Genomic DNA, 19,815 nt, shown 5'->3' on the forward strand with positions numbered 1-19,815 from the left:
TTATTATCTCAAACGGCTGTCCTTTTGCTAAAAGATATGTCTTAACATTATCAATCTGTTGTTCCAAATCATCTTTTTGTTTATGGCTGGAAACGCGACAATATCCAATTGTAATACGATTTTTAGGCTTTACATTTATTATCTGGTTGAGTTGCTCATCAGAATAATATCTATAGCCACTTACTGTAGTATGATGCGGATGAAGTTTTCCATTTGCATCCCAATTTCGTAATGTCTGAGCAGATACGCCTATAATTTTTGAAAATTCGTGTATAGAATAATATTTACTCAAAGTATCAACTCCTTTCAATAATATTCTAGTCTAATATCTTATAAAACTCAATATCTACTTATATGATTTTATAATTTATCTTTAACTGTTAATGACCTCCTCATGTTCTCTCATTTATGTCAATTTTAGCATATTTTGATTTTTTCAAGGACACAGTGTCAGTCACAATATAAGTTTTTCTTATATCGATATTCATATTATGTATTTCCCATTTACTCCCATTTCTCCTAAATTAAAGATATCGACTTATGGAGGTACTGTCCAATGAATCTTACTGAAAAAAGAAAAGAACAGATCGCTTCTGTTCTCATCATCTGTCTGGGAAATATTCTCAACGCTTTCTCTGCAAGAGTTTTTCTTCTACCCGCTGATCTTGTTGCCGGAGGCACAACCGGAATCGGACTGATCCTGCAACGCATAACCGGTATCCCGCTTTCCTCGCTGGTACTCGCTTTTAACATTATCATGCTGGTGCTTGCCTATATTTTTCTCGGGAAAAAATATACTTTTTCTGCAATTTTAAGTTCTTTTATGTATCCGATCGCACTAGAATTTTTCAATCAGATCCTTGGAGATTATGTTCTGACGGACAACCTGATCCTCTGCACACTCTTTGCAGGAATCGGAATCGGAATCTCTCTTGGGATGATCATTCGTACCGGCGCTTCTACCGGCGGCGTTGATGTTCCTCCGCTGATCCTGAATAAATATTTCCGTTTCCCGGTTTCAGTCGGTCTGTATATTATCGATTTCTTTGTCATCCTGGGACAGGCGCTTTATCAACCGGTTGACAAAGTACTCTATGCGATTTTGTATGTGATCATTTATACACTTGTCATGAATAAGCTGATCGTCAGCGGTACTTCAAGGATTGCCGTCCAAATCATCAGCAAACATTCGGATGAAATCCGCAATTTTGTACTCAGACAGATCGACCGTGGTGCAACCATCATTCCGGTTCAGGGTGGCTATCTGAACCAACAGCTGAATATGGTGCTCACTGTCATATCTAACCGTGAGCTTGTCCAGCTTGAGAAAAATGTCCACCTGATCGATCCGGAAAGCTTTATCATCGTTTCCCAGGTACAGGAAGTCCAGGGACGCGGATTTAATCTGGACAAACACTGGAAACCAGAGTAGTCAGGTATCTTTGAAAATCCCTTATTTCCGGTTCTTTTTTCTTTGATTTCAGGCAGGCAAAATACAGGCTGTCCTGCCTGGCAGGAACCAGCGGCACTGCCGTGACACCATAGTATTCCGCAAATGACTGTGGTCCGATCGCGATCCCGCTTCCGCTTTTCACCATCTTCATCACTGTATCAATACTATCCGATCGGATGACTCTCTTCCATGTAATATTCTGCTCTCCATATGTTTTTCTGAGCAGACGGTCTTCCACAGAATGCTCCAGCCCTGTGAGCATGGTATATTCCCTGCAGTCCAGAATCGAAGCCTTTCCTTTTTTACCCAGCGGATGATCCGGTGCTGTCAGTACACACTGTTTCTCACGGATCAGTTCTTTTGCGAAACAGACGCATTTTTCCATGCCAATTTCATTTTCCGGCATTCGATCCAGTGCCATATCAAGGGAACCGTCCTTGATCGCTGCATATGCATCCAGCCCAGCCTCCGTATAAAATGTCACTTCGAGCTCCGGATGCTTCTCAAAATATCCTACAATCCTTGGAAACAGTCTGTTGGAATAGACTCTGGCACCAAGTCCGATTTTTAATTTTTTATGTTCTGTTCCCGAAATCACTTCTTCTTTAAAACGACTCCAGTCTTCCAGCATTTTTTGCGCTTTTTGGTAAAAAAGATTCCCTTTTTCGGTAAGCTCCAGTCCTTTTCTTGTCCTGCGAAATACGCAGTATCCCAATTCCTTTTCCAGATTTCGGATCTGCTGGGACAGAGCAGGCTGCGAAACAAAGAGATACTCTGCCGCGCGGGAAATGCTGTTGCATTTTGCGATTTCTACGATATAAGTTAATTGTTGTATGTTCATTCAACGCCTCTGTTTTATTTTTCGGTATATAAAAATCCCCCCATACGGGACATTTCTGTTTTCTTGACCTGTATGAGGGTATCCTATTACTATTTTTAGCAGGAGTGCGTCCTGCAAGCCATCCTCTGACAGTTTCAATATTTACTTTTATAATTTCAGAAATATCCTCAACACTCATTTTCCTGTCAGCGAGAGAATATGCTACATCTTTCTTCTCGTCCATTCTTGCTTCATCATCCATAATAATTCGAAGAACATACTCACAGGCTTTCCTGTCTTTAAAAACATTCCGCGCAAGGATATCGCTCATCACAGTCAGATTTTTATCGTCTCTTTGTATCTTTCCTTATGCTTTAAGAGCGATTCATCTTTAGTCATCGGTAATTATCACCTCCTACTTTTCTGTACCCATCACTCCAAAATCATTTTACAAGAATCCACGAAAACAATCAATATACTTAGAGTATAAAATCTATACTGTGATTTTCTGAATCTTTGCTTTCTTTGTAAAGTATCACTATAAACAAAAAGGAGTATGAAAGCCTCTCTCCCAGCTTTCATACTCCCTTTAATTTCTCTATCGATTTTACCAGCTTATACTGCCTCATTCATCGATGCCAGCTTTGCTGCCTGGTCTGCTGCGATCAGGCTGTCAATGATTTCATCCAGATCTCCGTTCATAATGCTGTCCAGCTTATGAAGCGTAAGCTTGATTCTGTGATCGGTCACACGTCCCTGTGGGAAGTTGTAAGTACGGATCTTCTCAGAACGGTCTCCGGTACCGATCTGGCTTCTTCTTGCCTCAGCCTCTGCAGACTGCTTCTTCTCCAGTTCCAGTTCATATAACTTGGAACGCAGAAGACGGAATGCCTTTTCCTTGTTCTGCAGCTGTGATTTTTCAGTCTGGCTGTAGATCACGATTCCTGTCGGATAATGAGTCAGTCGTACAGCAGAGTCTGTGGTATTGACACACTGACCACCGTTACCAGATGCACGCATAACATCGATACGAATATCTTTTTCATCGATCACAACGTCAACTTCTTCTGCTTCCGGCATCACTGCTACGGTAATGGTTGAAGTATGGATACGTCCGCCGCTTTCTGTCTCCGGCACACGCTGTACACGATGTACACCACTTTCATACTTCATACGGGAATATGCTCCCTGTCCTGTGATCATAAATACAACTTCCTTGAATCCGCCGATTCCGTTTTCATTGAGGGAGATCATCTCTGTCTTCCAGCGTCTGCTATCTGCATAATGTACATACATACGGTAGATCTCAGCCGCAAAAAGGGCAGCTTCATCTCCACCTGCACCTGCACGGATCTCCACGATAACGTTCTTGTCATCGTTCGGGTCTTTTGGAAGAAGGAGGATCTTGAGCTCCTGTTCCAGCTCTTCGACTCTCTTCTTAGACTCACTGAGTTCTTCTTTTGCCAGCTCTTTCATCTCTTCATCGGATTCTTCCTCCAGAAGAGAAAGACTGTCTTCAATGTTCTGTTTACAATTTTTATATTCTTTATATGCCTCAACAATCGGGGTCAGATCATTCTGTTCTTTCATCAGCTTGCGGAAACGTGACTGGTCATTCACCACGTCCGGTTCCTGAAGCTCACCCATAATCTCCTCATAACGAATGAGCAGATCTTCTAATTTATCAAACATTTCTTTTCCTCCTGTTATTTGCTATGCCTATTGTACACGCCACATACCACACGGTCAAGACCTGCCAGATCCTTTTGCGTTGAAACCTGTTCAAATCCAGTCTCTTTCAGCAATTTTTCCACATCTGCACTCTGGTCATATCCAATCTCCATCACAAGCCAGCCGCCGTCTGTCAGATATTCCGGAACCTTTTCTGCCAGGATCCGGTAAAAATAAAGACCGTCCTCTTTTCCGTCCAATGCCTCATACGGGTCATGAAGACGTACCTCTGCTTCCAGCTCTTCGATCACTTTTGTCGGGATATAAGGTGGATTCGATGTGATCATGTCAAATGTTCCTGTAATATTTTCAAACATATCAGTCTGGATCCACTTACCGCTCACTCCCAGCTTTTTGGCATTTTTTTCAGCCACTTTCAAAGCTTCTTCTGAAATATCTGCACCTTCTATGACAATCTGCGGATTTCTCAGTTTCAGGCTGATTGGGATACAGCCTGAACCGGTACACATATCCAGCACTTTTACCGGATTTTCCTTTTTCATAAGAAGCAGTCTTTTTTCTGCTTCCTCTACAAGAATCTCAGTATCCTGTCTTGGCACAAGTACATGTTCATTGACTGCAAATTCATATCCCATAAATTCCTGAACCCCGGTCAGATGCTGCACCGGAATCCGGGTTTTTCTGCAGCTTACCAGCTCAAAGAACCGGTCTTCTTCATTTTTCGGCATTCTTTCAAAACCATCCACATAATATCTGGTCCTTGTCATGCCGGTCACATGCTCCAGCAGGATCCAGGCATCACTTTCCGGCTCCGGAATCCCCGCCGCTTTCAATTCACCTGTGGCTTTCTGATATGCTTCCTGATAGGTCACAGCTTTTACTCCTCTTCCTTATATCCGAAATTCTCTCTCAAATACGCTTTCCAGTCAAACACCGCTTCTACAGCCGCAATCCCGACCTCGATCATCTCATCGTCCGGTTCCTTTGTCGTAAGCCCCTGCAGCCAAAGTCCCGGCTTACTTAAGATACACACGACCGGATTCTCACTGCTTCCTGCCCATTTGATCAACTCATAAGAAATACCAGCAATCACCGGAAGAAGTGCAATTCTCACAATCACTCTCATCAGCGGAGATTCTACCCTTACAAAAAATAAGAGAACGATTCCCACGATCATGACAAACAGCATGAAGCTGGTTCCACATCTTTTGTGTTCTTTAGAGCTCTTTCTAACATTTTCAACAGTCAGTGGAAGTCCATGTTCAATACAGTTGATACACTTATGCTCCGCGCCATGATAGCGATACAAACGCTTAATATCGTTCATTACCGAAATTCCGCCCACATAGGCAACAAAAATCGCAATGCGGATGATTCCCTCAATGATAATCCGAACTGTATAGGAAGAAATCCATTTCTTCAGCAGATCTGACAAAAAATACGGAAGTACCATAAAAATACCGATCGCAAGTGCAAAAGATACAACCATCGTCAGCGTCATCAAAAGCTTTTCCGTACGCTCCTGCTTCTTTTCTTCGACTTCGGTCATCTCTTTTTCTTCCTCTTCCTCATAGAAGCTTGCTGACCAGGTCAAAGTCTTCATCCCCAGCACCAGAGAATCAACAAAATTAAAGATTCCTCTGACAAAAGGTAGCTTCGTAAGTGCCGTATATTTTCCAACTACACTTTTATATGTATCTGTTGTAACTTCTATCTCTCCGTCAGGCTTTCTCACCGCAACCGCATAACGGTCTTTATTCTTCATCATCACGCCTTCGATGACAGCCTGACCACCAATATTCGAAGATTTCATATTCTGTTATGTCCTTTTTAATTCATCGTATACACAAAATAGGCTGAGATTTCACAATCCCAGCCTGTTGAATTCTCTTATTACTGAATTCCGTATTTCTTGTTAAACTTGTCAACACGACCTCTGGCCTGAGTTGCTTTCTGCTGTCCTGTGTAGAACGGATGACATTTAGAGCAGATTTCTACGTGGATTTCTTTGCTTGTAGAACCTGTTACGAATGTATTCCCACAGTTGCAAGTTACAGTTGCCTGATAGTAATCTGGATGGATTCCTTCTTTCATGATTTTCACCTCTTCTTGTTTTATTCGTTTTACGCGCTTTCACGCGGCTAATATCTTTAAACAGCTATGTTAGCATAACATAGTTTTTTTCTAAATGCAAGTAATTTTCTAAATAAACTTTGTTTTTTTGACCATTTGGACAAATTCTACGTTATTTTTCGTGCGGTCAAACATATTCAGAATGCTGTCTACCGCTTCATCTGACTTCATTCCGTTTAATGCACGGCGCATAATATCCACTGCTTCCTGCTCCTCTTTCGTAAGAAGCAGATCCTCTCTTCTTGTTCCGGATTTCGGGATATCGATTGCAGGAAAGATTCTCTTTTCAGAAAGCTTCCGGTCAAGCACCAGTTCCATATTACCGGTTCCCTTAAATTCTTCGTAGATGACATCATCCATCTTGCTTCCGGTATCTACAAGTGCGGTTGCGAGGATAGTAAGGCTTCCGCCCTCACGCATATTTCTCGCTGCCCCAAAGAAACGTTTCGGCATATGAAGTGCTGCCGGATCAAGACCACCGGACAGGGTTCGTCCGCTCGGTGGAACAACCAGGTTGTATGCTCTTGCCAGACGGGTAATGCTGTCCAAAAGGATCACAACGTCCTTTTTGTGCTCAACCAGACGTTTTGCACGCTCGATCACCATCTCTGACACACGTTTATGATGCTCCGGAAGCTCATCAAAGGTCGAATAAATAACTTCCACATTATCCCCTTCAATGGCTTCTTTGATGTCGGTTACTTCTTCCGGACGTTCATCGATCAGAAGGATCAGAAGATGGATCTCCGGATTATTCTTCCTCATAGAAAGCGCCACCTGCTTCAACAGGGTTGTCTTACCTGCTTTCGGCGGTGATACGATCATGCCTCGCTGTCCCTTACCAATTGGAGAGATCAGATCCATAACACGCATTGCAGTGCTGCTCTTTCCCGCTTCCAGTCTGAGACGTTCATTTGGGAAAATCGGTGTCATATTTTCAAAGTTCATTCTGCGTCCTGCTTCTGCCGGAGACATTCCATTGATCTTGGTCAGATACAGAAGCGCACTGAATTTTTCAGACTGTGTCTTTACTCTTGTATTTCCTGTCAGGATATCCCCTGTCTTCAGGCTGAATCTGCGGATCTGCGATGGTGATACATATACATCTTCCTCGCCCGGCAGATAGTTCTGGGAACGGATAAATCCGTATCCATCCATGACTTCCAGAATTCCATTCACCGTATGTCCACTGTCGAGCTGTTCAATATCTGCGGTTCCGGCTTTTTCGGATTTTACTTCCTCCTTCGCCTCTTTTATTGAAACTTTGTCATCTTCTTCCAGCATAAGATCGATCAGATCTGCTTTTTTCATCGTTGAAATTCCGCGAAGTCCGCGCGTTTTTGCCACCTCTTTTAATGTAGAAAGAGGCAGGGACTCATATTTTTCTCTCGTCATATGTTCTATATTCCTCCTTTATTCCAATTACTTTTCTTATCCAAAAAAATATTAAACTTTTAACATTGGGAAATCTTGTCTGAACTGACTAATCTGCTTTTGATAAACCCAAGTATACAACATTTTGCACAAAATGGAAAGAAGTTTTTTGATTTGCTTTCATATCAGAAGAATGTTATCATAAAAGAGCAGCAAAACTGTAATCAAAGGAGGACGTATGAAAATGTCAGCAATTGAGCAAGCACTTGAAATGCATGAAAAATGGAATGGAAAAATTGAAACTACTGCAAAGTCACACGTAAACTCTCGTGAAGACCTCGCAATCGCATATACACCAGGCGTTGCCGAGCCATGCAAGGTCATTGCAAAGGACCCGGATGCAGCCTACAAATACACGATGAAAGCCAACACAATCGCTGTAGTATCCGACGGTAGTGCCGTTCTCGGACTTGGTAACATCGGAGCCAAAGCCGCCATGCCTGTTATGGAAGGAAAAGCAGTTCTTTTTAAAGAATTCGGCGGAGTCAACGCTGTTCCAATCTGCCTGGATACCCAGGATACAGAAGAAATTATTAAGACCGTTGTCAATATTGCACCTGCTTTCGGCGGAATCAACCTGGAAGATATCTCTGCCCCACGCTGTTTTGAGATTGAGAGCCGTTTAAAAGAACTTCTTGATATTCCTGTATTCCACGATGACCAACATGGAACCGCCATCGTCGTTTTGGCAGGTATCATCAACGCCCTTAAAGTAACCGGCAAGAAAAAAGAAAACTGTAAGATCGTTGTAAATGGAGCCGGAAGCGCCGGAGTTGCAATCACAAAGCTTCTTCTTACCTACGGATTCCCGAAGATCACTATGTGTGATATCAACGGAATCATCTCTGCTGATTCACCGAATCTGAACTGGATGCAGAAAGAGATGACCAAAGTGACCAACCTTGACCATGAGACCGGTACACTTGCTGATGCACTCAAGGGCGCAGATATCTTCGTCGGTGTATCTGCCCCGAACATTGTTTCCCAGGAAATGGTTGCTTCTATGAATAAGGATGCAATCCTTTTCGCAATGGCAAACCCGGTACCGGAGATCATGCCGGATCTTGCAAAAGCTGCTGGCGCAAAAGTTGTCGGAACCGGACGTTCTGACTTCCCGAACCAGGTCAACAACGTTGTCGCTTTCCCTGGGATCTTTAAAGGTGCATTAGAGGGACGTGCGTCACAGATCACCGAAGAGATGAAGCTTGCCACAGCAAAAGCAATCGCTGGACTTGTTCCGGATGAAGAGCTGAACGAGGACAATATTCTTCCGGAAGCTTTTGACCCTCGCGTATCACAGGTCGTAAGCGAAGCTGTCAAAGCTCTGATTTAATCTTATGAATACAAGAACCTATGATAGCAATCGCCCGCAGGAAATATCCTGCGGGCTTACTTACAAAAAAGGAACTCCTCAGCGCTGGGGAGAACGGCGCTACTATGCACTGGACTACTATCTGAAACAGAATTTCGGTGAAAAACTGTACAAGATTTCTTTAAACGGAGGCTGTTCCTGTCCGAACCGGGACGGAACCTGCGGCACACGCGGTTGTATCTTCTGTAGCGAAGGCGGATCCGGCGATTTTGCCGCTTCTTCTTCTCTTTCTGTTGCCGACCAGCTTGCCTATGGAAAAGGCCTTGTCCGCCCCAAATACAACGGACACAGCTATATCGCCTATTTTCAGGCATATACCAATACCTATGCACCAGCCTGTCATCTGCGCCGGATCTTTACCGAAGCGATTTCTGATCCAGAAGTACGCATTTTATCTATCGCAACGCGTCCGGATTGCCTTTCACCTGAAATCCTTACACTGCTTGCCGAACTAAATGCCATTAAACCGGTCTGGGTAGAGCTTGGACTTCAAACGATCCACGAACGCACTGCCAACTGGATGCGCCGTGGTTATCCACTTTCCGTCTTTGAGCAGGCGGTCCATTCCCTTCACGCGATTGGGGTACAGATCATCACCCACGTAATTTTATTTCTTCCGGGAGAATCTGAAGCAGATATGCTCGCAACCATCCATTATCTGAACGCTCTTCCGATTGACGGAATCAAGCTGCAGCTTCTCCACGTTCTGGAGCATACCGATCTGGCAGATTTTTACAGGCAGGAACCTTTTTATATTCCAGATATGAACTCTTATTTTCATCTGCTCGGAAAATGTATCGCTTCGCTCCGTCCGGATATTGTCATTCACCGTCTGACCGGTGACGGACCAAAATCTCTTCTTATCGCACCGCTCTGGACCGGCAATAAACGGTTAGTACTCAATCAGATGCAGCGCTATTTAAAAGAGCAGAATCTCTGGCAGGGAAAAGAATATACTACATTTTAAGGAGGCAGCCCTATGGCAGAAGCATTTACACTTTATAAACTCATCATTCTATACATGCTGGACAAAGTTGATTTTCCTCTGACCAACTCCCAGATTTCTGAATTTGTCCTGGACAAAGGATATACCGATTATTTCAAACTCCAGCAGGCTCTTTCTGAACTTGCGGACGGTGGTCTCATCCTGAAAGAATCCACTCACAACCGCACTCTTTTCCATCTGACGGAAGATGGGAAAGGGACGATTCATCTTTTCCAGGATAAAATCTCAAAGCCAATCCAGGACGATATTGACCACTTTTTACAGACAAAACAGTATGATCTGAAAAATGAAGTTTCCGTAAAAGCGGATTATATGAAAAATGCAGGAGAGGAATATTCCGTGCGCTGTCAGGTCTTTGAAAATCACGAACCCCTGATCGATCTGACCCTTTCTGTACCGACTGAAAAAGAAGCGGCGGCAATTGCACTCAACTGGCAGAAAAAAAATCAAGTCGTCTATGCGTGGCTGATGTCTCAGTTATTGTGATGGATGTGAATGATACGGTTCGCAAATTAAGGCTGTGATTGGACAATGATACACTTGAATCTCACGACATGAAAACTCTACGTTGTTCTTTGGGCAGATCTCAGCTACGTTCTTGAAAGCTTGCAAGCCTCATGCCTGCTCCAAAAGAGCTGAATCCCGGGCGCGGACAGAAAACAAATGGATAAGGATTCCATGTTTGTGCTATGGAGATGAGACACAAAAATTGTGGAAGCCCTTGCTGACACAATTTTCGCCTTAAGTGGCTCATCGGAATGGTCAGCACAAAGGAATCTGCTCTATTTGTTTTCTGTCCGCGTCCGACCACAACCTACAAAAAAGCAGACCGTCCCATATTCCGATCTGCCTAAATAACCACCACAAAACTGATGTATTTCCTTTCTTCTATTCCCACCGTAATTTCTCCGTGGTAACGGTTCACAAGCATCTTTGCATTATAAAGTCCCAGTCCATGCTTTTTTCCATCTTCTTTCGTAGAAAATCCTTTTTCAAAGAAATGACTGATCTCACCAAGTCCTATATTTCCGACCTGATTCTTTATCGTGAAGATAAGCTTATCATTCTGGGAATCAATTTCGATCAGTACCTGATTTTTTTCTTCAGTACAGGCTTCGTATGCATTGTCGATCAGGGTTCCCACAATCTCGATCAGATGATGTTCGGAGATTCCGGATACGATTTCTTTATTCCATACCCGGATATCGGTCTGGACATATTCCGGTGCACGGACAATTTTACTGTAAATAAACCCTGCCAGGATTTTATCGCTGATTTTCAGAAGCGGGAGATACTTTCTGCTGTCATCTTCTCTGGCGATTTCCGTAATGTATTCAGACTGCTTTGCCACCAGTTCTTCATAATTATCGATAGTTAGATGCATATTCAGGATTGCATTCAGATGATTGTCAAATTCATGCTGTTTGGCACGGATTTCTTTGACCAGTTCTTCCAGCGGAATCAGATAGTTCTGATAAAGCCGCAGTTCATTTTCCTTCTGGCGTATCAGTACATAATTACTTCTCCAGTCCACAATTCCCCATATCACAACGATCACCATCAGAACAAACATAATAAACACCCGGTAATCGAAGGTACCGCTGATCAGGAAATCCACGATCAGATAGACTGATACCATAAGTGCCGTTACGCAGAAAATACGATATAGAAATTTGCGTACCCAATCAGCCATTTAACAGTCCTCCGATCACCGATTTGTAAGTCACACCGATTTCTACCGTATCCGGACAATTTTTGATCCGGATGATCCGGTTGACGGTATCGTAATATTCAACTTCATTTTTATTGACCGCATACATCCGATGGCACTGCGCAAACATCCCTTTTGGCATCTTAAGCATCATCTGTCTGAGAGTCACATAAGGGACATCCCAGTTTTCAGTCACAAGATGCAGTCTTGTTCCTCTCGGTATCGCTTCCAGATAACGGATATCCTCGCATTTCAGCTGATAATTGATCCCGTCTTTTTTCACAACGATCACCGGTGTTTTCTCCCTGCTCTCTTTTTCCAGCACCTTCTGAACAACCTCTTCCACCTGCTCCCTGCGAAATGGCTTCATAATGTACTGGTAACAGTGCAGCTCCCGGTAAGCCTGCATTTCCATATTGCCAATGGCAGTCACCATCACGATCGGGGTAAAAGTATATTCAAACCTCTCCCGTATCTCTCTTGCGAACAAAATCCCACCGATATCCTCCCGGTCCTCGCCGCTTAGATTTACATCCAAAAGGAAAAGACCATACCGGATTTCCTGATCCAGCAGGTCTTTTGCTTCTTTCAGGGAAGATGCCTTGTGGACACGGATATCATCTGAATATGTGGTAAGAATCTCTGACAATGCCTGCAGCGAAGTCAGTTCATCTTCCAGAATCAATACATCCGTCATCTATTTGTCACCTTTCCTCTCTCTTTTTTTAATCTAATCTTCCTTGATCACTTCTTTAGCACTCTTTACAAGCCCCGCAAGTGACTGCAGTTCTGACGGAATGATGATTTTCGTTGCCTTGCCGTCTGCAGCCTTTTCAAATGCCTCCAGACTCTTGATCGTAAGCACTGCCTGGTCTGCACCCGCTTCACGGATGAAACGGATACCGTCTGCATTTGCCTGCTGTACTTTAAGGATGGCTTCCGCTTCACCTTCAGCCTCTTTGATCCTCTTTTCTTTTTCTGCTTCTGCCTGGAGGATCGCTGCCTGTTTTTCAGCTTCCGCTTTCAAGATCACAGATTCTTTTTCACCTTCTGCAACAAGAACAGTAGATTTCTTTTCACCTTCTGCACGGAGAATGGCTTCACGTCTTTCACGTTCTGCTTTCATCTGTTTCTCCATTGCATCCTGGATTGCTGCCGGCGGAATGATATTTTTCAGTTCCACACGATTAACTTTGATTCCCCATGGATCCGTTGCCACATCCAGAGATGCGCGCATCTTCGTATTGATCGTCTCTCTTGATGTCAGTGTCTGGTCAAGTTCCAGATCACCGATGATGTTACGAAGGGTAGTCGCTGTCAGATTCTCGATTGCCATGATCGGGTTCGCTACTCCGTAGCAGAACATCTTCGGATCTGTAATCTGGTAGAATACAACGGTATCGATCCGCATGGTTACGTTATCCTTTGTGATAACCGGCTGCGGTGCAAAATCAACTACCTGCTCTTTTAAGTCTACTTTTCTTGCCACGCGTTCAATGATCGGCAGTTTAAAATGAAGTCCTACACTCCATGTTGCCTGATATGCACCAAGACGTTCGATAACCAGTGCCTTTGCCTGCGGCACGATCTTAATGCAGGAAGTCAGAAGCAGTAATGCGATCACAATAATAATTACTAAAATAATAAGTCCCGTCATCTTTTAGTCCTCCTCATATTTTTTTACAATTAACTTTACTCCGGATATATTGACCACCTTCGCCAGTGTTCCGGGTTCCAGGATCACGTCATCCTGTTCGGATCTTACCGTCCACTCCGTACCATTTACCACCGCCATACCAGTCTGCCCGATGTTATCTACTTTCTGGCTGATCCGGATCGTCTTTCCGATGATTCCTTCATAGTTCGTCTTTAGACGGCGGGTGTTGATAAAACGCATTGCAAATGGTCTGGTAAATACAAGCAGTAAAATTGTCACAACAAAAAATGCAACTACCTGTCCGGCAAACGGTATATCCAAAATATTCAGGATCAGTGCCGCCAGCGCACCTCCTGCTCCCCAGATCGTCGTAAGTCCCACCGTTATGATCTCGATCACCAGAAGTGCTACCAGAAGAACCAGCCATGCAACGGTAATATAGCTGTCCTGAACTGCTCCCATATTCTTCACTCCTTTCTGCTTACAGATATGGTAGCAAAGTGTCTGTGTCAAATCAATCCCTTCTGCGCGAATGCAGTGATTTCCTGTGCGAATAAGTTACGCTTCATCCTTGATCCGCTTCATATGCGCTTTGATCGTTTGTTCGTAGCCATTATCGCTCGCTTCATAGAATACGGCATCTTTGATCTCATCCGGCAGATACTGCTGTTTTACATAATGATTCGGATAATCATGCGCGTATTTGTAACCAATTCCATGCCCCAGCTTTGCAGAACCTTTATAATGTGCATCCTGCAAATGCACCGGAACAGTCGTTTTATATTTTTTCACATTGTCCATCGCAGCAAAGACAGCATTACATGCTGAATTACTCTTCGGCGCTGTTGCCACATAAAGAACTGCCTGTGATAAAATGATCTGTGCCTCCGGCATTCCGATCCGCTCCACTGCCTGTGCTGCACTGACTGCAACATTCAGTGCCATCGGATCCGCATTTCCCACATCTTCCGATGCACAGATCATAATCCTACGGGCAATAAACTTAATGTCTTCTCCGGCATACAGCATCTTTGCCAGATAATATACGGCTGCATCCGGATCAGAACCGCGCATACTTTTAATAAATGCGGATATGGTATCATAATGATTATCTCCTGTCTTATCATATCGCACAACCCGCTTCTGTATACATTCGGATGCAACATCCAGCGTGATATGGATCATTCCATCCTCACTTCTTGGTGTGGTGAGGATACCCAGTTCCACCGCATTAAGCGCAGATCTGGCATCTCCACCGGCAAGGTCTGCCAGGAAATGCAGGGCGTTCTCCTCGATCACCGCATGATAACTTCCCATTCCTTTTTTCTCATCCTGCACCGCTCTCAGAATCAGGGTCTCTACTTCTTCCTGTGAAAGCGGACGGAGTTCAAATACACTGGATCTGGAAAGAAGCGCACCGTTCACCTCAAAGTAAGGATTTTCTGTCGTCGCACCGATCAGAATGATCGTGCCGTCCTCCACAAACGGGAGCAGATAATCCTGCTGTCCTTTATTAAACCGGTGAATCTCATCGATGAAAAGGATTGTCCTTTTCTGGTACATCCCTTTCAGTTCTTTCGCCTTATTCACCACTTCTTCCATATCTTTCTTCCCGGCAACCGTAGCATTGATCTGTGTAAATTCTGCACTTGTAGTATTGGCGATCACCTTTGCAAGCGTAGTCTTTCCGGTTCCCGGAGGTCCGTAAAAAATAACAGAACTCAGTTTATCCGCCTTGATCGCACGGTATAAAAGCTTGTCCTTTCCGATAATGTGCTGCTGTCCAACCACTTCATCCAGAGTCGTCGGACGCAGTCTGGAGGCAAGGGGCGATTCTTTCTCCTTTGTCGTCTCCCGCATATAATCAAATAAATCCATCAAAACCTCTCCTTTAATCCAGCAGCAATTCATCGACTGTCACAAATTCATATCCCTTCGCCTGCATGATATCGATAATGCGAAGTGCCGCCTTTACTGAAGACAGATAACAGTCATGTAATAAAATAATATCATTTTCCTCCGTTTCCGTCACTACTTTATTGACAATTTCTGTCTCGTTATCCGTATTCCAGTCAAGCGGATCCACATTCCATAGCACCGCAATCATGCCGGTATTCTCTTCCATCTCCTTCTTCCAGGCTCCATAAGGCGGTCGCATATATTCCGTCTTTTTTCCGGTAATTTCTTCAATCGCGGTATTGGTCTTTCCGAGTTCGCACTCTGTCATTTCCTGAGACATTTTTGTGAGATCTACATGACTGTAAGTATGATTTCCAATAATATGCCCTTCTTCAGCCTCTCTGCTCACAACTTTCGGATATTTTACTACATTTTCCCCGATCACAAAAAAAGTAACCTTCACATTCCGCCCGGCAAGCCCGTCAAGGAGCACTGGCGTACTGGAAGGATTTGGGCCATCATCAAATGTGAGGGCGATCTTGGGCTTTTCCTGATACTGCTCGTTTGTTCCACCTGCCTCATAGGATGCTTCTACCGTTTCATCATTCATTCTTATCAGTTTGATCTTTCCGTTATCGATCACTCCCCAGGTAAACAGAAGCCATGTAAAGCATAAAAAACTGATTGTTCCATAAAGCAGTCGGTACCACATACGGATATTCCTCTTTTCCCATTCTCTTTTTACTATATGCGGGAGATTCTTTTCCTATGTACTCACATTTATGCTTTCTTGCCTCCGGTACTCTTGCATTAAAAAATATATACAGGACACCAGTCTTTTCCTGTTTTCTATACTCAGATCAAAAAAGGGATATCAACCAGCTTCTGCTGACTCATATCCCCTGAATGATCTACATTGCTTTTTTATAAAGTTCAATGATATCCCTGATCGTAGACTGTCTCGGATTTGCCATAATATTTCCACTCTTCATGGCATCGGCAGCCATCAGTTCAATCTTATCTTCCGTTACACCAACATCGGCAAGATGCTGCGGAATGCCAAGATCACGAAGCAGATCTCTCGCTTCATCTACAAGCATTTCCGGTACAAAATCGATCACCGGGTCTTTTTCTTTGCTGATATAATTGTAGATTTTCTCATAACGTCCATGATCTGCAAGTGCATTATATTCCACAATCGTTGGAAGAAGAATCGCATTTGCCACACCGTGTGCCACATGGAAATAGGCGCTTACCGGATGGCTCATAGCATGGATATTTCCAAGTCTTGCCCATGCAAATGCGATACCTGCGAACATGCTTCCGGAGAGCATGGCTGCCGCCGCCTCTTCGTCCTGACGGTTTGCTACGAATCTGCGCAGATTTGCACCAATCAGTTCCATTGCCTTTTCTGCCATTGCATCAGAAAATGGAGATGCATCTCTTGAAGTGTAAGCCTCCCATGCATGGATCAGTGCATCTACGCCACATGCTGCGGCTACCGATGCCGGAGAAGTCATAACAAGCTCCGGATCCAGAAGTGCATAGCTTGGGATCAGCTCATAGCTGAACACAGTCAGCTTATAATTTCTTGCTTCATCGGTAATAACAGAAAATGCCGTCACTTCACTTCCTGTACCTGCAGTTGTCGGGATCGCAATGATCGGAACGATCGGTCCCGGTACCTTGTGTGCACCTTCATAATCTCCGATCTCTCCGCCGTATTTTGCAAGAACACCAACTGCCTTTGCCACATCCATCGGACTTCCGCCACCGAAAGCTACAATACTGGTTGCTCCTGCTTTTTTGTATGCTTCTGTTGCTTTATCTACCGTTGCAACAGATGGATTTGCTTCTACATCAGTAAATACTTCCACTTCGATACCGGAAGCCTTCACGATCTCTTCGACTTTCTCGACCATTCCGATCTTCTTCAAAACCGGTCCGGAGATCAGAAGCATCTTCTTGGAACCACTTTTTTCAAGAAGCTCCGGAAGTCTTTTTAAACTGCCTTTTCCAAAAATAATATCCTGTGGTACATTGAATGTAAAATCTTTCATCATCTACTACTCCTTTTAAATAAGAATGTGCCTCGGCACATTCTCGCGCCGAGTGCGTTGCTGAGCGCCAGTGGCGCTCGTTAAGCAACGACCGAAGCAGAGCGTAGACCGCTTGCGACATTCTTCATCTTCGTGCGAGTGCGCCTCTCCGGCACGCAGTGCCTTTTTTTCATAGGAAGTTCCTTCGGAATTTCCTATAAAAAAAGACGAGACCGCACCTTAGCAGTCTCGCCCTTGAGTTTCTACTTACACAGCATATACCCTCTGTCATTTTCTTGTCAAGAGGATTTTCTGTTTTTATTTCTTCTTTTTCTTTCCATTCTTCTTTGTCGGCTTTTTCACGCTATAGCCAAATGTTCCGAGCAACTTACCCAGACTATAATACTGTCCGTGCACATATACGATCGGATCGGTCTTTTCCAATGCAAATCGCCCTTTCTGATCCATATAGGCATCATCTACATGAACCGCTTTTACCTCGGCAAGGAAAATATGATGCGACCCCGGCGTTTCTTTTTTGACCACCTTGCACTCGATGTTGACCGGACTCTCCGCGATCAGTGGTGCGCTCACATATTCTGCCTTTTCCGGTGTCAGATGCAGCTCTTTGAATTTGTCCACATCTTTTCCCGAACGCACACCGCAATAATCCGTTGCATACGCAAGTTTTTCCGTCGTCAGATTGATCACAAACTCTCCGGTCTCATCGATCATGTGATAAGAATACCGCTCTGGTCTCACGGAAATCGAAACCATCGGCGGGTTTGTGCAGACCGTTCCCGCCCACGCCACGGTAATGATATTTGGATTGCCTTCTTTATCTGCCACACTGACCATAACTGCAGGCAGTGGATACAGCATATTTCCCGGCTTCCAGATCTGTTTTGCCATAAGCCATCTCTCCTATAAAGTTATCTGTTTTTATTTTTGCTGCAGGTAAGTTACCAGAACAGGGATCATCTGTTTCTTTCTTGATACTACACCTTTCAGGAGAATTTTTTCCGTATCTCCCGGCAGTTCAAACGCTTCAAGAACCTGTTCCTTTGCATTTTCACCACAGCAAAGGAGTTCTGTAGACTCTTCCAGAATATTAGTCATCATCAAATACAACATATGCAGTCCCTGGGTCTTTCTCGCCTCTTCCAGATATGGGATCAGACGTCCTTTCACCTCATCCAGTTCATCCTGATTCATGGATGTGATCTGTCCGACTCCAAACATGATATCTTTTACATTGAACACCTTAAAGTCCTGGAAACAGATCTCTTCTACGGATTTGCCACGCAGATTGCTTCCCGCATTGAACATCTCTTTTGCATGTTCTTCCATATCAATCCCGGCAATCCGCGCCAGTGCCTCTGCAGCCGCCTGATCAACCATCGTACAGGTTGGTGAACGGAACAGTAACGTATCCGAAATAATTGCAGAGCACAGAAGTCCCGCCATCTGTGGCTCTACCTCTACACCGCTTTCCTGATACATCTGGTAAATGATCGTAGCGGTACATCCAACCGGCTGATTCCGGAAATATACCGGTCCGATTGTCTCCAGACCGCCCAGTCTGTGATGATCAATGATCTCCTGCACCTCTGCCTCTTCAATTCCATTCACAGCCTGTGATTTTTCATTATGATCCACAAGAATCACCTGTTTTTTACGGGATGTCATAAGTCTTCGTCTGGAGAGGAAACCACAGAACTTTCCTTTATTATCCAGAATTGGGAAATCTCTGTACTTCGTCTTTGACATAACTTCTTTCACATGTTCCACATAATCATTCAAATGAAAAATCTCCAGATTATCACGGCTCATAAAATACTTGACCGGAATACTCTGGTTAATCAGCCTTGCAGCAGTAAAGGTATCATGTGGTGTCTGAATAATCACGATATCTCTCTCCTCTGCCATCTTCTTGATCGTCTTGGAAATATTGGCTCCCTGGCAGATGACCAGACAGCTTGCATCCATCTCGATCGCGCACAGCTGTGACTCATAACGGTTTCCAAGAATGACAAGATCATCCTTCTCAATAAAATTCTCCATCAGATCCGGACTGGATGCGGCAATGACAACTTTTCCATTCAGGAAATAGCCATGCTCATTCCCGGAGATCAGTGTTCCGTCCAGTGTTTTGACGATATTGCGGTACTGGGTTCTCGCTGTTGCAAGGATATTATTATCGTACACTTCCATATATGACGTAGCAATATCTCCGATAGTGATCAGCCCTTCCAGCTTCTCACCTCTTGTTACCGGCAGTGTCTTAATATTCTCATCTTTCATTCTTGCCCATGCGTCTTTAATGGACATGTGACCAGATACACCCTCAATATGACGGATATCCATATCTTTTACCTGAAGGTGTACATTGTCCAGAAGAGACGGCACACTTACCTGAAATTTATCCAGAACATACGCTGTCTCACCATTTACCTCGCCCGCTCTTTTCGCTATGTATTTTTCTCCTGTGATTTTATTTTTCAGATTTGCATATGCAATTGCCGAACAAATAGAATCTGTATCTGGATTTTTATGTCCGATCACATATACTTTCTTTGGTTTTTTCTGATCCATTTTA

20 protein-coding genes are annotated in these 19,815 nt (G+C 44.0%); 4 read left to right on the forward strand and 16 right to left on the reverse strand.

Annotation, left to right across the window (positions count from 1 at the left end; all coding sequences use genetic code 11):
• A partial coding sequence (locus tag PGW42_RS01825) for a MerR family transcriptional regulator (RefSeq protein WP_270235104.1) occupies positions 1-292 on the reverse strand: 292 nt, incomplete at its 3' end.
• A gap of 264 nt (positions 293-556) precedes the next feature.
• Between PGW42_RS01825 and PGW42_RS01830 the strand changes: the two genes are divergently transcribed.
• Entirely contained in the window at positions 557-1,432 is an 876-nt protein-coding gene (locus PGW42_RS01830; protein WP_117824615.1) for a YitT family protein, read from the forward strand.
• Here the strand turns inward: PGW42_RS01830 and PGW42_RS01835 are convergent.
• From PGW42_RS01835 to rho, 6 genes are all read right to left on the reverse strand, one after another.
• Positions 1,401-2,294 carry a LysR family transcriptional regulator gene (locus tag PGW42_RS01835; RefSeq protein WP_270202768.1) on the reverse strand — a complete coding sequence of 298 codons (894 nt, stop codon included), beginning with the start codon at positions 2,292-2,294 and terminating at the stop codon, positions 1,401-1,403. The genes PGW42_RS01830 and PGW42_RS01835 overlap by 32 nt on opposite strands.
• Before the next feature lie 594 nt (positions 2,295-2,888).
• Positions 2,889-3,965 carry a peptide chain release factor 1 gene (gene prfA, locus PGW42_RS01840; RefSeq protein WP_117824617.1) on the reverse strand — a complete coding sequence of 359 codons (1,077 nt, stop codon included), beginning with the start codon at positions 3,963-3,965 and terminating at the stop codon, positions 2,889-2,891.
• A gap of 14 nt (positions 3,966-3,979) precedes the next feature.
• The gene (gene prmC, locus PGW42_RS01845) at positions 3,980-4,837 is read right to left on the reverse strand and encodes a peptide chain release factor N(5)-glutamine methyltransferase (RefSeq protein ID WP_117834252.1); all 858 of its coding nucleotides are present in this window, start codon (positions 4,835-4,837) and stop codon (positions 3,980-3,982) included.
• A gap of 5 nt (positions 4,838-4,842) precedes the next feature.
• Complete coding sequence (locus tag PGW42_RS01850) at positions 4,843-5,778, reverse strand: DUF1385 domain-containing protein (RefSeq protein ID WP_008369553.1); 936 nt, start codon at positions 5,776-5,778, stop codon at positions 4,843-4,845.
• An 80-nt stretch (positions 5,779-5,858) separates the two neighbouring features.
• Complete coding sequence (rpmE, locus tag PGW42_RS01855; RefSeq protein WP_008369554.1) at positions 5,859-6,059, reverse strand: 50S ribosomal protein L31; 201 nt, start codon at positions 6,057-6,059, stop codon at positions 5,859-5,861.
• Between the two features lie 108 nt (positions 6,060-6,167).
• Complete coding sequence (gene rho / locus PGW42_RS01860) at positions 6,168-7,493, reverse strand: transcription termination factor Rho (protein WP_270202769.1); 1,326 nt, start codon at positions 7,491-7,493, stop codon at positions 6,168-6,170.
• Positions 7,494-7,716: 223 nt separating this feature from the next.
• Between rho and PGW42_RS01865 the strand changes: the two genes are divergently transcribed.
• From PGW42_RS01865 to PGW42_RS01875, 3 genes are read left to right on the forward strand one after another with little or no spacing between them, the layout of a single operon-like run.
• Positions 7,717-8,865, forward strand: a complete 1,149-nt coding sequence (locus tag PGW42_RS01865; RefSeq protein WP_270202854.1) for an NAD(P)-dependent malic enzyme — start codon at positions 7,717-7,719, stop codon at positions 8,863-8,865.
• 4 nt (positions 8,866-8,869) lie between these two features.
• Complete coding sequence (locus tag PGW42_RS01870; protein WP_270202770.1) at positions 8,870-9,871, forward strand: TIGR01212 family radical SAM protein; 1,002 nt, start codon at positions 8,870-8,872, stop codon at positions 9,869-9,871.
• A 12-nt stretch (positions 9,872-9,883) separates the two neighbouring features.
• The gene (locus PGW42_RS01875) at positions 9,884-10,396 is read left to right on the forward strand and encodes a DUF4364 family protein (RefSeq protein WP_117558920.1); all 513 of its coding nucleotides are present in this window, start codon (positions 9,884-9,886) and stop codon (positions 10,394-10,396) included.
• 364 nt (positions 10,397-10,760) lie between these two features.
• Here PGW42_RS01875 and PGW42_RS01880 read toward each other — a convergent pair whose 3' ends face one another.
• The 9 genes from PGW42_RS01880 to PGW42_RS01920 form a co-directional block, all read right to left on the reverse strand.
• On the reverse strand, positions 10,761-11,603 hold the full coding sequence (locus PGW42_RS01880; protein ID WP_270202771.1) for a sensor histidine kinase: 843 nt from the start codon (positions 11,601-11,603) through the stop codon (positions 10,761-10,763).
• A complete protein-coding gene (locus PGW42_RS01885; RefSeq protein ID WP_270202772.1) occupies positions 11,596-12,318 on the reverse strand; it encodes a LytR/AlgR family response regulator transcription factor in 723 nt (240 codons plus the stop codon). Before PGW42_RS01885 ends, PGW42_RS01880 begins: the two co-directional genes overlap by 8 nt.
• Before the next feature lie 33 nt (positions 12,319-12,351).
• On the reverse strand, positions 12,352-13,278 hold the full coding sequence (locus PGW42_RS01890) for an SPFH domain-containing protein (RefSeq protein ID WP_270202773.1): 927 nt from the start codon (positions 13,276-13,278) through the stop codon (positions 12,352-12,354).
• A gap of 3 nt (positions 13,279-13,281) precedes the next feature.
• Entirely contained in the window at positions 13,282-13,740 is a 459-nt protein-coding gene (locus PGW42_RS01895) for an NfeD family protein (protein WP_117558982.1), read from the reverse strand.
• A 96-nt stretch (positions 13,741-13,836) separates the two neighbouring features.
• Positions 13,837-15,156, reverse strand: coding sequence for a replication-associated recombination protein A (locus PGW42_RS01900; protein ID WP_270202774.1), 1,320 nt, complete (start codon positions 15,154-15,156; stop codon positions 13,837-13,839).
• 13 nt (positions 15,157-15,169) lie between these two features.
• On the reverse strand, positions 15,170-15,787 hold the full coding sequence (locus PGW42_RS01905) for a polysaccharide deacetylase family protein (protein WP_179960473.1): 618 nt from the start codon (positions 15,785-15,787) through the stop codon (positions 15,170-15,172).
• A gap of 301 nt (positions 15,788-16,088) precedes the next feature.
• Positions 16,089-17,237, reverse strand: a complete 1,149-nt coding sequence (locus tag PGW42_RS01910) for an iron-containing alcohol dehydrogenase (protein ID WP_055156811.1) — start codon at positions 17,235-17,237, stop codon at positions 16,089-16,091.
• Positions 17,238-17,534: 297 nt separating this feature from the next.
• Positions 17,535-18,128, reverse strand: coding sequence for a flavin reductase family protein (locus tag PGW42_RS01915; RefSeq protein WP_022221152.1), 594 nt, complete (start codon positions 18,126-18,128; stop codon positions 17,535-17,537).
• Between the two features lie 30 nt (positions 18,129-18,158).
• Positions 18,159-19,811 (reverse strand): putative manganese-dependent inorganic diphosphatase, encoded by a 1,653-nt coding sequence (locus tag PGW42_RS01920; protein ID WP_022221151.1) that lies wholly within the window; start codon positions 19,809-19,811, stop codon positions 18,159-18,161.
• Positions 19,812-19,815: the final 4 nt, after the last annotated feature.

The organism is Coprococcus sp. TM115-187 (genome assembly GCF_027679115.1).
In the GTDB taxonomy this organism is placed as follows: domain Bacteria; phylum Bacillota; class Clostridia; order Lachnospirales; family Lachnospiraceae; genus Allocoprococcus; species Allocoprococcus comes.

Bases quoted from the DNA above. Each gene is read 5' to 3' on its own strand.
- PGW42_RS01830 (WP_117824615.1), top strand. From the start codon at position 557: ATGAATCTTACTGAAAAAAGAAAAGAACAGATCGCTTCTGTTCTCATC.
- PGW42_RS01835 (WP_270202768.1), bottom strand. From the start codon at position 2,294: ATGAACATACAACAATTAACTTATATCGTAGAAATCGCAAAATGCAAC.
- prfA (WP_117824617.1), bottom strand. From the start codon at position 3,965: ATGTTTGATAAATTAGAAGATCTGCTCATTCGTTATGAGGAGATTATG.
- PGW42_RS01850 (WP_008369553.1), bottom strand. From the start codon at position 5,778: ATGAAATCTTCGAATATTGGTGGTCAGGCTGTCATCGAAGGCGTGATG.
- rpmE (WP_008369554.1), bottom strand. From the start codon at position 6,059: ATGAAAGAAGGAATCCATCCAGATTACTATCAGGCAACTGTAACTTGC.
- rho (WP_270202769.1), bottom strand. From the start codon at position 7,493: ATGACGAGAGAAAAATATGAGTCCCTGCCTCTTTCTACATTAAAAGAG.
- PGW42_RS01865 (WP_270202854.1), top strand. From the start codon at position 7,717: ATGTCAGCAATTGAGCAAGCACTTGAAATGCATGAAAAATGGAATGGA.
- PGW42_RS01870 (WP_270202770.1), top strand. From the start codon at position 8,870: ATGAATACAAGAACCTATGATAGCAATCGCCCGCAGGAAATATCCTGC.
- PGW42_RS01875 (WP_117558920.1), top strand. From the start codon at position 9,884: ATGGCAGAAGCATTTACACTTTATAAACTCATCATTCTATACATGCTG.
- PGW42_RS01880 (WP_270202771.1), bottom strand. From the start codon at position 11,603: ATGGCTGATTGGGTACGCAAATTTCTATATCGTATTTTCTGCGTAACG.
- PGW42_RS01885 (WP_270202772.1), bottom strand. From the start codon at position 12,318: ATGACGGATGTATTGATTCTGGAAGATGAACTGACTTCGCTGCAGGCA.
- PGW42_RS01890 (WP_270202773.1), bottom strand. From the start codon at position 13,278: ATGACGGGACTTATTATTTTAGTAATTATTATTGTGATCGCATTACTG.
- PGW42_RS01895 (WP_117558982.1), bottom strand. From the start codon at position 13,740: ATGGGAGCAGTTCAGGACAGCTATATTACCGTTGCATGGCTGGTTCTT.
- PGW42_RS01900 (WP_270202774.1), bottom strand. From the start codon at position 15,156: ATGGATTTATTTGATTATATGCGGGAGACGACAAAGGAGAAAGAATCG.
- PGW42_RS01905 (WP_179960473.1), bottom strand. From the start codon at position 15,787: ATGAATGATGAAACGGTAGAAGCATCCTATGAGGCAGGTGGAACAAAC.
- PGW42_RS01910 (WP_055156811.1), bottom strand. From the start codon at position 17,237: ATGAAAGATTTTACATTCAATGTACCACAGGATATTATTTTTGGAAAA.
- PGW42_RS01915 (WP_022221152.1), bottom strand. From the start codon at position 18,128: ATGGCAAAACAGATCTGGAAGCCGGGAAATATGCTGTATCCACTGCCT.
- PGW42_RS01920 (WP_022221151.1), bottom strand. From the start codon at position 19,811: ATGGATCAGAAAAAACCAAAGAAAGTATATGTGATCGGACATAAAAAT.